Annotated in this window: 13 protein-coding genes and 2 pseudogenes; 11 read left to right on the top strand and 4 right to left on the bottom strand. The window is 70.3% G+C overall.

Translation table 11 applies throughout. The annotated features are described in order from the left end of the window. The first annotated feature begins 3 nt into the window (after positions 1-3). Positions 4-846, top strand: a complete 843-nt coding sequence (locus AB0H56_RS19190) for an acyl-ACP desaturase (RefSeq protein ID WP_357164745.1) — start codon at positions 4-6, stop codon at positions 844-846. A gap of 50 nt (positions 847-896) precedes the next feature. On the opposite strand, the gene AB0H56_RS19185 is transcribed toward AB0H56_RS19190, so the two are convergent. Continuing rightward, positions 897-1,364: a PaaI family thioesterase gene (locus AB0H56_RS19185; RefSeq protein WP_110035370.1), complete on the bottom strand. Its 468-nt coding sequence runs from the start codon at positions 1,362-1,364 to the stop codon at positions 897-899. Positions 1,365-1,516: 152 nt separating this feature from the next. On the opposite strand from AB0H56_RS19185, the gene AB0H56_RS19180 reads away from it, so the two are divergent. Further along, entirely contained in the window at positions 1,517-2,743 is a 1,227-nt protein-coding gene (locus tag AB0H56_RS19180) for a cytochrome P450 (RefSeq protein ID WP_357164742.1), read from the top strand. A gap of 230 nt (positions 2,744-2,973) precedes the next feature. Next, positions 2,974-3,183, top strand: coding sequence for a hypothetical protein (locus AB0H56_RS19175; protein WP_357164739.1), 210 nt, complete (start codon positions 2,974-2,976; stop codon positions 3,181-3,183). A 27-nt stretch (positions 3,184-3,210) separates the two neighbouring features. Here AB0H56_RS19175 and AB0H56_RS19170 read toward each other — a convergent pair whose 3' ends face one another. Continuing rightward, positions 3,211-3,876, bottom strand: coding sequence for a hypothetical protein (locus tag AB0H56_RS19170; protein WP_357164736.1), 666 nt, complete (start codon positions 3,874-3,876; stop codon positions 3,211-3,213). A 440-nt stretch (positions 3,877-4,316) separates the two neighbouring features. Between AB0H56_RS19170 and AB0H56_RS19165 the strand changes: the two genes are divergently transcribed. After that, the gene (locus tag AB0H56_RS19165) at positions 4,317-4,517 is read left to right on the top strand and encodes a hypothetical protein (RefSeq protein ID WP_357164733.1); all 201 of its coding nucleotides are present in this window, start codon (positions 4,317-4,319) and stop codon (positions 4,515-4,517) included. Between the two features lie 25 nt (positions 4,518-4,542). Here AB0H56_RS19165 and AB0H56_RS19160 read toward each other — a convergent pair. Beyond that, positions 4,543-4,689: pseudogene (locus tag AB0H56_RS19160) on the bottom strand (nucleotidyl transferase AbiEii/AbiGii toxin family protein); the annotation flags it as partial. Here AB0H56_RS19160 and AB0H56_RS19155 point away from each other — a divergent pair. After that, positions 4,679-4,892 (top strand): annotated as a pseudogene (locus AB0H56_RS19155) (hypothetical protein); the annotation flags it as partial. The pseudogenes AB0H56_RS19160 and AB0H56_RS19155 overlap by 11 nt on opposite strands. A gap of 69 nt (positions 4,893-4,961) precedes the next feature. Here AB0H56_RS19155 and AB0H56_RS19150 read toward each other — a convergent pair. Then, positions 4,962-5,876, bottom strand: a complete 915-nt coding sequence (locus AB0H56_RS19150; protein ID WP_357164730.1) for a PDR/VanB family oxidoreductase — start codon at positions 5,874-5,876, stop codon at positions 4,962-4,964. 185 nt (positions 5,877-6,061) lie between these two features. Between AB0H56_RS19150 and AB0H56_RS19145 the strand changes: the two genes are divergently transcribed. From AB0H56_RS19145 to AB0H56_RS19120, 6 genes are read left to right on the top strand one after another with little or no spacing between them, the layout of a single operon-like run. After that, the gene (locus AB0H56_RS19145; protein WP_357164727.1) at positions 6,062-7,222 is read left to right on the top strand and encodes an acyl-CoA dehydrogenase family protein; all 1,161 of its coding nucleotides are present in this window, start codon (positions 6,062-6,064) and stop codon (positions 7,220-7,222) included. Positions 7,223-7,234: 12 nt separating this feature from the next. Further along, positions 7,235-7,759: a YiiD C-terminal domain-containing protein gene (locus AB0H56_RS19140; RefSeq protein ID WP_357164724.1), complete on the top strand. Its 525-nt coding sequence runs from the start codon at positions 7,235-7,237 to the stop codon at positions 7,757-7,759. After that, positions 7,756-8,664 (top strand): alpha/beta fold hydrolase, encoded by a 909-nt coding sequence (locus tag AB0H56_RS19135; RefSeq protein WP_357164722.1) that lies wholly within the window; start codon positions 7,756-7,758, stop codon positions 8,662-8,664. Before AB0H56_RS19140 ends, AB0H56_RS19135 begins: the two co-directional genes overlap by 4 nt. Before the next feature lie 8 nt (positions 8,665-8,672). Continuing rightward, positions 8,673-9,803, top strand: coding sequence for an ABC transporter ATP-binding protein (locus AB0H56_RS19130; protein ID WP_357164719.1), 1,131 nt, complete (start codon positions 8,673-8,675; stop codon positions 9,801-9,803). A 31-nt stretch (positions 9,804-9,834) separates the two neighbouring features. After that, positions 9,835-11,202: an ABC transporter substrate-binding protein gene (locus AB0H56_RS19125; protein ID WP_357164716.1), complete on the top strand. Its 1,368-nt coding sequence runs from the start codon at positions 9,835-9,837 to the stop codon at positions 11,200-11,202. After that, the gene (locus AB0H56_RS19120) at positions 11,202-12,059 is read left to right on the top strand and encodes a metallophosphoesterase (protein WP_357165232.1); all 858 of its coding nucleotides are present in this window, start codon (positions 11,202-11,204) and stop codon (positions 12,057-12,059) included. The genes AB0H56_RS19125 and AB0H56_RS19120 overlap by 1 nt, the downstream gene beginning before the upstream one ends.

Genomic DNA, 12,059 nt, shown 5'->3' with positions numbered 1-12,059 from the left:
GACATGATCAGCACACCGGGGCTGCTGCCCGTCACCGAGCTCACCGCCGCGGTCGACGGCTTCCTCGCCGCCTCCCCCGCGACCCGCGCCTGGGACGTGGAGACCGCCTTCGACTGGGCCGCCGCCGACGCGGGCAGGCTCACCGAGGGACAACGGTCCGCTGTCCAGTTCGTCACCCTCATCGAGGATCACCTGCCCGGCTATTTCGACGTCTACCACCGGCACTTCCCGGTCGACGACAGCGTGGACCTGCCGACCTTCGAACACAATCGGGAGCTCTACCACTTCACGGTGCGCTGGGCGCTCGAGGAGGACACCCACGCCAGGGCACTGGCCCGCTATCAGGAGTCGGCGGGCATGGCCGAAAGGTCGACGCTGCGTGCGGAACTGGCGGTCGAGGGGCACAAACCGTTCGACCTGCCCTACGACCATCCCGTCCAGTTCTTCGCCTACGCGCTGGTGCAGGAGAAGGCGACGCAGATGTACTACCAGCAGCTGCGCGATGTCGTCGCCGACCCGGTGCTGGCCGCGGTGCTCACCCGGCTGTCCCGGGACGAGGCCAGGCATTTCAGTTTCATGGCCGAGGTGGTGACCCGGTACCTGCGCCACGACGGTGACGCCGTGGTGGCCCCGATCCGCGACGTCATCGCCCATTTCCGGATGCCGCTGTCGGACACGCTGCGCGGTTATTGGCGGTGGGCGCTGCGCATCGCCGAGGTCACCGACTACGACCACACCGCCGCCTACGAGCACCTGGTGAAGGTGATCGACCGGGCGGTGGACACCCGCACCGAGCCGGTCGACGAGCTCATCACGTTCGTCGAGAGCTGCCGCACCATCGCCTGAGCACACGAGGACGGCCCCGCTCCTCGCGAGCGGGGCCGTCCTCGTCGGTGTCAGTTGCTCTGGGCCAGCACGAGAATCGTGGTGCTGCCGTGGGCGATGAGCTTGCCCGCAGCGTCGGTGATGCGGCCCTCCGCGGTGGCGGTGCGCCTGCCGACGTGGACGGCGGTGGCCTCGCAGGTCAGGCGGCTGCCGTCGAGGGTGACGGCGCGGATGAAGTTCACCTTCAGCTCGAGGGTGGTGTAGGCGACACCGTCGGCGAGCTCGGTGAACACCGCGCTGCCCATGGCGGTGTCGAGCAGCGTGGCGAGCACGCCGCCGTGCACGGTGAACATGGCGTTGATGGTCGCCGGGTTCGGGTCGAGGTAGTAGCGGGTGCGTCCCTTGGCCGCGCTCTCCAGGCGGATGCCGAGCGAATCGCCGACCCCCAGTTTCTCCTGCAGCCCGCGTTCGAACACCGCGGTCAGTTCGGCGACGCGCCGGGCCGCGGTCGCGTCGACGTCGACATCAGTACTGGTCATGGTTTTCCTCCCTGCGGACGATTCCTCCGCCATTCGACCAGCGCGTGGTGAATTCCGTCTTGCCGCAAGCCATTCCATCCCGACCTCCGATCGCCTGATCGAGATCACCCGAGTTCGGCGAGTCGTTCGCCGGGCGCCGGTACCGTCGCGGGATGGCCGACATCACCGCAGCCGCCCCCGTCGCGTCCATCGGCGCCGACTTCTTCGACGATCCACACGCCCACTACCGGCGCTGGCGCGCCGAGGCCCCGGTGCACCGGGTCCGCTTCCCCGACGACGTCATCCGCTGGGTGATCGTCGGCTACGCCGAAGCCCGCCAGGCACTGGCCGATCCGCGCCTGGCCAAGGATGTCGTGCGGGTCGACGCGATCCTGCACGACAAGCGCGACTCCACCCCCTCGGACCCGAACGCGCTGACCCTGCTCAGCCACATGCTCAGCACCGACCCACCCGCGCACACCCGGCTGCGCAAGCTGGTGAACAAGGCGTTCACCGCCAAGCAGGTCGCCACGTTGCGCCCTCGGATCGAGCAGATCACCACCGCGCTGCTCGACGCCGTCGCCGGCCGCGACGAGGTGGATCTGCTGGCGGAGTTCGCCAATCCCCTTCCGGTGACGGTGATCTGCGAGCTGCTCGGCGTGCCCTACGCCGATCGCGCCGACTTCCAGGCCTGGACGCGTGCCCTGGTCACCGTCGTCGGGGAGGGCGAGGACACCGAGCGTCCGGCCGCGTCGGCGGCGATGGTCGGCTACCTGGCGAACCTGGTGCGGGCCAAGCAGGCCGAGCCCGCCGACGACCTGCTGTCCCAGCTGGTCCTGGCCGACGACGACGGCGACCGCCTCACCGACCGCGAGCTGGTGTCGATGGCGTTCCTGCTGCTGGTCGCCGGGCACGAGACCACCGTCAATCTCATCGCCAACGGCGTCAACGCGCTGCTGCGCGACCGCGCGCAGTGGCAGGCCCTGTGCGCCGACCCGGCGGGAGTGCCCGCGGCGATCGAGGAGTTCCTCCGCTACGACGGACCGGTCGGCATGGCGACGGTGCGGTACACGACCGAGCCGGTCACCCTGGGCGGCATCGAGATCCCCGCGAACGAGCTGGTCTACGTCTCGCTCGCGGCCGCCAACCGCGACCCCGCCCGCTTCGCCGACCCGGACACCCTCACCGTCGACGGCCACCCCACCGGCCACCTCGCCTTCGGCCACGGCATCCACTTCTGCGTCGGCGCGCCCTTGGCCCGCCTCGAAGCCGAGATCGCCTTCACCACCCTGCTCACCCGCTTTCCCGATCTGCGCCTGGCGCCCACCGCCGACTCCCTCGGCTGGCAGACCAGCACGCTCATCCGCGGGCTGCTCGAACTTCCGGTGCGGCTGCGCTGAGCGGAGATCGCGCCACCCGGGTCGCGGCGGCTGCGCATCGTCCATCCCCGCGGATGGCGGGTCGCGGGATGCCGCCGATCCACGACCGCGGCGGGAGAACCGCAGGGCCGGATCACTCGCCCCGCCCACCGATGCCGTGCGCACCCGCCGGCGGGCTCGACCCGGCGCGTATGTCGGGACGGCGGCGTAGCATCGGGCTCGATCCAGCTGTCCACGGCAACGAGGTGGTCATGTCCAAGAAGCTCGTGTCCGTCCTGCTCGCCGCCGCGGCGTTCGGCCTGCCGCTGTCGGCGGCGCCCGCGGTGGCTTCCGCGCCGGCCGCCGCGCCCGTGGCCTCCGGTTCCGCCGAACTCCCGCTCGCGATTCTCGACACGCTTGTCTGCCTGATCCAGCTGCCGCCGTCGGCCTCGGGTGATTCGTCCCAGGGCTGCAACACCTGAGAGATCGCGGGTCGTCCTGCAGACCGGCTAGAACAGGCTGGTCTGTACCGGGGGCGCGGTGGCCGTGATGGCGGGGTCGAGCACGATCCGGCGCCCGATCAACCGCGAGTCGTTCACCAGCAACAGCTCTCCGTCGCCCGCCTCGTCCGCGCAGGCGATGGTGTGGCCGTGGGCGGTGACGGCGTCGAGGACGTACTCGCCGCGGTCCTCGGTGAACTCCAGGGCATCCGGGAAGCGGCCTCGCGTGTGGAGGGTGTCGTAGAACTCCCGGCCTCCTGACCAGGCTGTATCGGTGCGGGAGGTCTCCACGGGCAGGACCCCCGCCGCGTGCTCGGCCGCGTCCGCGACGGCGGCCTCCACCGCCGCCCAGGGCCGCAACGGTCTGGTCAGGATCCTGGTCTTGGTGACACCGGCGACGGCCTGCCGGAACCCGGCCCGCTCCGACACCGCCCGCTCCAGCTCGCGCACATGCAGCCCGTCGGGCGAATCGGTGATGAACCGCGCCACCAGCGCCCCCTGCTCATAGAGCCGGCGATGTCGCCGCACCGCCGAGGCCGTCCCCACCTTCGTCATCCCGTCACCGAAGTAGGCGATGTACAGATGATGCGGCTGCGCCACGTACTCCCGCACCTGCTCCGGCAACCCCGACAGCGGCCCCCGATGACTGTGCACCACCGCCCACCCCTCGGTCACCCGGCACTGCCCACACTGCTTCCCACTGTCGACCCTCGCCCACCGCGGATACACCTGCCGTCCCCGCCGCCCACCCCCGAACCCGTGATATCCCAGGCAATACCGCGCATCCCCGTCCACCCGGAACGCCAACCGGGTCCCGACCCCCGGTAGAAATTCGATACTGCCGTCCTCCCGGATCAGCTCGTAACTCCACCGCCCCTGCTCGTCCCACCGTGTCCCGCAATACAGAGCAGACCCCGCCATCATCCCGCGAACCTACCGGAACCCGCGCCACGCACCTCCCACTGACCGAACGGGCCACGAGTCGCAGACTGCCCAGGGCTCGTCCGCGGCGAGCACGGCCGTCGGCCCCATCGTGTGTGCGGGCCTGAACCGACAGGCCGACGTCCGGTCGAACTGGTGAGCATGCCTGCGACGTCCTGACGTAACCTGAGGGGGTGACGGATGAAACACCAGCTCAGCGGCTTCGTCTCGCACTCGAGATGTCCGAATTCGGCGTGCGGATGTACCGCATGCGAATGCGCCGGATGTACCCGCTCGCCTCGTCGACCGACCTCGATGACCTTGTCGCGTCCTGGCTATTGTCCCGATCTGGAACCGGAGAAGCATTCGGCCACCCGTCCGCCCGATTCGCGTGAACGCACTCGAATCAGCGCTGCGGCGAGCGCGAGCCGATGCTTCGGCATCGGCGTCGTTGGCCACCGCCACCGCGAGGTCGATGTCATGGGTGAATCGGGGAATCGAGCGGGCCGATACGGCGAATCCGCCGACGAGCGCCCACCGGTACCCCAGTTTGTCGATAGCAACCACCGGTCACCTGATTCGCACTCAAACTCCTGTCCCGTGACGACGACACGCGACCACAAGACCTCGCGGATCTCCGCGAATTGCTGAGCGTTGCCACCGAGGCGGACATCGCGGCGGCTCGCGCGGCCGTGCGCTTGATCGAGGACCGCGGCTATCACCGCGACCGCGACCTGGAAGCAGATCTGGACATGCTGATTGCCGTCTGACCCTTCGCGTTCATCGGCTCGACGGTCAGTGCCCGTAGGAGCTGTCACGTTCCGATGAGTGAACGTGACTCACAGGTCCAGGATCAGGACTTCCGAGTGGGCTCGGGAGACGCAGAGCATCATGGTTTTGCCGGATTCGCGTTCCTCGGGGGTGAGCAGGGAGTCGCGGTGGTCGATCTCGCCGTCGAGGACGGGGGTTTCGCAGCTGCCGCAGGTGCCCTCGCGGCAGGAGGTGATGACGGGGACGCCGGCTGATTCGAGGACGTCGACGATGGAGCGGTCCGGCGCGATGCGCAGGGTTCGGCCGGTCTGGGCCAGGCGGATCTCGAAGGCGGCGTCGGGGCCGGTGCGTTCGACGGCGCGCGGGACGAAGCGTTCGGTGCGCACGGAGATGCCCTGCCGCTGCCCTTCGGCCTCGACCGCGGCCAGGAGGGGTTCGGGCCCGCAGCAGTACACCGTCGCGCCCGGGCTCGCGGCCAGGACGTCGGCGACGGGCAGCAGCCCGGACACGTCCTGGGGAACCAGGTTCACCGCCGGATACCGGCTGGTGAGCATGTCCGCGAAGGCCATGTGTGCCTTCGTCCGCGCACCGTAGTGCAGGGTCCACCGCGCGCCGGCCCGATCGGCGGCGGCGATCATCGGCAGGATCGGGGTGATCCCGATCCCCCCGGCCACGAACGTGTATTCGGGTGCCGTGCTCAGCTCGAAGTTGTTGCGCGGCAACGACACCGACAGCGAGCTGCCGGGGAGCGCGGTGCGGTGCAGGTAGGCCGACCCGCCCCGTCCGGTGGGCTCGTGCAGGACCGCGATCCGCCAGCGATCGCGCTCGGCGGGGTCACCGCACAGCGAGTACTGCCGCACACCCGCATCCCCGACCGCCACGTCGATGTGCGCCCCCGGCGTCCACGACGGCAGGTCCCCACCGTCGGCCGCCGCGAGCACCAGCGCGAACACCGCGTCGGCTTCGTCGGTTCGTTCGATCACCCGCACGCTAAACCCGGTCACGCTCGTGCCCTTTCGCAGTCCGGCCACTCCTACGGCGAAGTCGTCCCTTTCACCGTGCTGGCCGCAACCCGGCTGCGCCGCCGCGCGATGCCGAGTCGATTGGAGCGATCGACATTCACTATCGCCCCGACAGTGGGCACGCGACCCACCCGACACTGACTCCCATGACTCCAGTGGCGGAACTGGTCGACAAGACCAGACAGTTCGTGGCAGACCACGTGATCCCGGTGGAACGCGAGGTCGTGGTCGGTGGCCGGGTCACCGACGACGCCCTGCGCCTGGACCTGCAGAAGAAGGCCAAGGAGGCCGGGGTGTTCGGCCCGCTCTCCGATCCCGAGTACGGCGGTCTCGGTCTCGACACCAGGGCGCAGGCCGAGGTGCTCGAGGCGGCGGGCGCGAGCCTGCTCGGACCGCTGGCGGTCAACGCCTGGGCGCCCGACGACGGCAACATCCACCTGCTGGCCGCGGTCGCGAACCCCGGGCAGCGCGAGCGGTACCTGGCACCGCTGGCCGCGGGCGAGGTCCGCTCGGCGATCGCCATGACCGAGCCGGCCCCCGGCGCGGGCTCGGACCCGCGGATGCTGGCCACAATCGCCGAGGAGACCGATTCCGGCTGGGTCATCAACGGCCGCAAGCACTTCACCACCGGCGCCCAGGGCGCCGCGTTCACCATCTGCGTCGCCACCACCGTCGACGGGCCCACGATGTTCCTGGTCGACCAGGACAACCCCGGCCTGCGGGTGGGCCGCCGGATGCCGACGCTGGACCACACCAGCGCGCCCGGCGGACACTGCGAGGTCGAGTTCGCCGACTGCGAGGTCCCCGAGTCGGCGATCCTTGGCACGGTCGGCCGCGGCCTGGATCTGGCACAGGTCCGGTTGGCGCCCTCGCGCCTGGTGTTCTGCATGAACTGGCTCGGCCTGGCCGTGCGCGCCCAGCAGCTCACCATCGACCACATCGGCAACCGCACCTCGTTCGGCGTGCCGATCGCCGACCACGGTCTGGCCCAGGGCCTGATCGCCGACAACGAGATCGACATCGCCGCCGCCCGCGGGCTGATCCGCACCACCGCGGCCACCATCGACGCGCACGGCGCCGCCTCCGGGCAGGCCAGGCACGAGGCCTCGATCACCAAGACCTTCGTCTCCGAGGCGGTGTGGCGGGTGCTCGACCGCGCGGTGCAGCTGCACGGCGGACTCGGGGTCTGCGAGGACCACCTGGTGGCCCGGTTCCTGGTGGAGGCCAGGGCTTTCCGCATCTACGAGGGTCCGTCGGAGGTGCTGCGCTGGTCGATCGCACGGCGCGTCCTGCGCGGACCGCGCTGAGAGGACGACGAGATGACCCGCAGTATCGTCGGATTCGGCGCCGCCTACCCCGCCCTCGACCCCGATGCCGTCGACTTCGGTTACCTGCGTGACGCCTCCCAGGCGCTCGTGCCGTTCGGCGCGCACGTCGGGACGGTGATCACCGAGATCTCCCCGGACCGCTCGGTGGTGGAGATCCCCGCCGAACCGGTCATGTGCAACCACATGGGCACCGTGCACGCGGGCGCGCTGTTCACCGCCGCCGACATCGCGGGCGCCGCGGCGTTCGTCGGCGCGGCCGCGCACCGCCTGCACACCATCGACCGGCTGGTCCTGCGCGGCGGCACCGCCGCCTACCGCAAGCCGGCGCGTGGCCGCATCCGCGCGGTGGCCACCGTCGACGCCACCGAGCTGGCCATGATCCTGGCCGCCACCGAGTCCACCCGGTTCGGCCTGTCCGGTCGCGCCGAGCTGCTCGACGACAACGACGTGCTCACCGCCGAATTCACCTTCGACTACGTGTGCGATGTCCGCATCGCCGGAACGGACGACGCATGAATCCCGGAGCGCGCGGCGATTCCGCGCAGGACGGCGCCGCGGTCTCGACCACGCCCGACACCGCCCTGGTCGAGACCGTCGACGGCGTGCGGTTCACGGTGCGCTGGCTGGCCGCCGAGGACGCCACCGCACCCGTGGTGCTGATCCTGCCCGCGATGGCGATGAAGGCCCGCAACTACCAGGCGCTGGCCAAAGCACTGCACGCCACCGGACTGTCGGTGGCCTCCGTCGATCTGCGCGCGCACGGCGAGGCCGAGCCCGCGCTCGGCGAGCACGCCGACTTCGGCTACCGCGAGATGCTCGAAATCGACCTGCCCGCCATCGTTTCCGCCGTCGAAGAGCGGTTCCCGCAGGCGCCCCTGCACCTGTTCGGGCACAGCCTGGGCGGGCAGCTGGCCCTGCTGTTCGCCGCCGCCGAGCCCGAGCGGGTCGCCGGGGTGACCGTGATCGGCACCGGCACCGTGTTCTGGTGGGCCTTCGGTCCGCGCCGCTGGTTCGAGGCGCTGAGCCAGATCCAGTGGATCGGTCTGGTCGCCCGGGTCAAGGGGCACTGGCCGGGCGGGGTGCTGATCCCGGCACCGATGCCGGGCGGGGTGATGGTCGACTGGTCGATCCACTCGCTGACCAGCTACTACCGGCCGCGCGGCACCACCCGCCGCTACAACTCGCTGCTGGCGCGGATGACCCTGCCGGTGCTGGCGATCTCGCTGGCCGACGACGTGCTCGGCCCGAAGTCCAATGTCGACTTCCTGGTGTCGCGGATGCCCGCCGCGCGGGTCACCCAGTGGCACATCGACGCGGACTCCGCTGTCGAGCACCGCGACCACTTCGCCTGGTTGAAGGATTCGCCCGCGATCGCGACCGAGGTATCGCGCTGGATCACCACCGGCTCCGAGCCGGCCTGAGGAGAGACGTGGCACGACTGCAGATCCAGGCGGTGTCGAAGAAGTTCGACGCCGACTACGCGGTGCGCGAGGTGAGCCTCGACATCGCCGACGGCGAATTCATGGTGCTGCTCGGCCCCAGCGGCTGCGGCAAATCCACCCTGCTGCGAATGATCGCCGGACTCGAGGAACCCAGCGAGGGCCGGATCCTGGTTGGCGGCACCGACGTCACCGACGCCGCCCCGCAACGCCGCGACCTGGCGATGGTGTTCCAGAGCTACGCGCTCTACCCGCACCTGTCGGTGGCCAAGAACATCGGCTTCCCGCTGCGGGCCCGGCGCAGGCCGCGCGCGGAGATCGCCGAGCGGGTGGCGGAGGTGTCGGCGACCCTGGAGTTGTCGGCGCTGCTCGACCGTCGCCCGGTGGCGCTCTCGGGCGGGCAGCGGCAGCGAGTCGCGTTGGCACGGGCCATGGTTCGCGATCCCGGCGCCTTCCTGATGGACGAGCCGCTGTCCAATCTCGACGCGAAACTGCGCAGCGCGACGCGCGCCGAACTGATCGCCCTGCACCAGCGGTTGGGGGCGACGTTCCTCTACGTCACCCACGACCAGGTCGAGGCGATGACGATGGCCTCGCGCATCGCGCTGCTCAACGAGGGCCGGGTCGAACAGTGCGGCACCCCCGCCGAGCTCTACGACCAGCCTCGCTCGACCTTCGTCGCCGGATTCCTCGGCGCGCCGCCGATGAACCTGTTCCCCGCCGTCGTCACCGCGGCCGAGGGCGCGCTGCGGGTGACGGCCGACGGGGTCGACGCCGCCCTCGACATCACCGACGATCTCGACGCCGCCACCCCGGTGATCGCCGGTATCCGGCCCGAACGCCTGCGCATCGACCCCGCGGCCAACGATGTCCGCGGCACGGTGCGCATGGTCGAGAACCTCGGCAGTGAGGAACTGGTGCATCTCGACGCGGGCGCGACCAGCCTGTGCGTGCGCGCCGCGCGCCCGGCCGGTGTCGCGGCGGGCGAGAACATCACCCTGCGCGTGGATCCCGCCGACATCCACCTGTTCGACCCCGATACCGGCTTGCGGCTGACCTGGCGTGCGCCGCAACCGGATCCGCCGAAGCCCGTGGACGCGGCGGCCGTGCCCGTCCCCTGATTTCCCGCACCACTCGATGAGGAGAACCACCATGAAACGCACCCTGCCCATCCTGGGCGTGGTGTTCACCGCCGCGGTCGCCCTGAGCGGCTGCGGTCTGGGCGGCACCGTGTCCTCGGACACCAGCTCGACCGCGCAGATCCCGGAGCTGAAGCCCGACCAGCAGGTCTCGATCACCTTCGAGTCCTACAACTACGGTCTCGCCGGTGCCTGGACCGATACGTTCAACGCGCTGATCGCCGACTTCGGCAAGAAGTACCCCAACATCAAGGTGACGGCGCAGAAGCCGCAGGGCAACAGCCCGAACCCGGCCACCGACACCATCTCCAGCATCCAGAACCAGATGGTCGCGGGCACCCCGCCCGATGTCGCCCAGCTCGGTTTCTCCGACCTGGACTTCACCATCAACCAGCTGCAGGCCAAGCCGCTCGACACCCTCGTCGGCAAGCAGGAGGTGGCCCGCAACTTCGACGGCCGCCACGCCTATGCCCCGCGCGCCCGCGTCCTCGACGACTGGAACGGCCACACCTACGGCGTACCGTTCGTGTTCTCCACGCCGGTGCTGTATTTCAACGCCTCGCTGCTGACCGAAGCCGGGCTCGACCCGGCCAAGCCTCCGGCCACCTGGGCCGAGGTGGCCACCGCGGCCGCGCAGATCACCGAGCGCACCGGGAAGGGCGGGGTGTACGTCGACTGCCTGACCAAGACGGCCAAGGACTGGTGCTTCCAGTCGATGGTGCGTTCCAACGGCGGCCGGGTCATCTCCCAGGACCGCCGCACGCTCACCTACGCCGACGCGCCCGCCGTCGAAGTGACCCGGATGGCGCAGAACCTGGTGAATTCGGGCGGCATGCCCAAGCTCAACCAGAAGCAGGGCTACGAGGCGTTCGCGCGCGGCGAGATCGGCATGATCCTCGAGACCAGCGCCATCCAGGGCACCTTCGTCACCGGCGCCAAGGACAAGTGGGATCTGCGCTCGGCGCCGATGCCCGCGTTCGGCGACAAGCCCACGGTGCCGACCAATTCCGGTGCGGGGCTGCACATCCTGTCCAACGATCCGGCCAAGCAGCGCGCCTCGTGGGAGCTGATCAAGTTCCTCACCAGCGAGGAGTCCTACATCAAGATCGCGCAGAACATCGGCTACCTGCCGCTGCGGACCGGCCTGCTCGACCAGCCCGACGGCCTGAAGGACTGGGCCGCCAAGAACCCGCTGCTGAAGCCGAACGTCGCCCAGCTGGGCACCATGGAGCCGTGGGTCTCCATGCCCGGCAACAACTATCTGCAGATCCGCGACGGCATGATGGACGCGGTGGAGGCGATCGTCTTCCAGGGCAAGGATCCGCAGTCGACCCTGACCGCCGCGCAGGCCGAGGGCGCCAAGCTCATCCCGGCGGCATGATGAGTGATCTGACCATCGTCCAGCTCACCGACACCCACCTGCGTCCGACCGGTGAGCTCGTCCACGGTGTCGTCGACACCGACGCGAACCTCGCGCGGGTGCTCACCCAGCTGCGCGCGGCCGGGCAGCACGTGGATGCCCTGGTGCTCTCGGGTGACCTGTCCGACAACGGGTCACCCGAGGCGTACCGGCGGCTGCGGGCGGCCGTGGAGCCGGTCGCGGCCGAGCTCGGCGCCGAGATCGTCTACGTGATGGGCAATCACGACGAGCGGGCCGCCTTCGGCGAGGAACTCCTCGATCGGGCGCCCGGTTCGGTGGATCCCGCCCTGCCGCACGATTCCTGCGTCGAAATCGCCGGCCTGCGCGTCATCGCGCTCGACAGCACGACGCCACTGCGGCACGAGGGCAGGCTCGAACTCGAGCAGCTGGCCTGGCTCACCGACCAGCTGCGGACCCCCGCCCCGCGCGGCACGCTGCTGGTGCTGCACCACCCGCCGATCCCCTCCCCCGTCGCCACCGCCGATTTCCTCAAGCTCGAGGACGCCGACCGGCTGGCCGAGGTGCTCGCGGGCTCGGATGTGCGGATGATCCTGTGCGGGCACAACCACCTGACCGCCGCGGCGGCGGTGGCGGGGATTCCGGTGTGGATCGGTCCGGCGCTGTCGTACCGGATCGATCCGATGGCACCCGCGGGACGCCATCGTGGCTTCGCCGGATTCGGGTACAGCCGCATCGATCTGGTCGGCTCGACCCTGCTCGCGACGGCGATCGAGGCGACCGAGGCGGTCCCGGTGTACGACCGGCCCGAGGCCGAGGTGCTCGAGCAGCTGGCGGCGATCGCCGCGCGGACGCGGTGA

It is taken from the genome of Nocardia sp. NPDC050717 (assembly GCF_040654275.1).
Classification (GTDB): Bacteria; Actinomycetota; Actinomycetes; order Mycobacteriales; family Mycobacteriaceae; genus Nocardia.
This window is presented reverse-complemented; position numbering and strand designations above follow the sequence as displayed.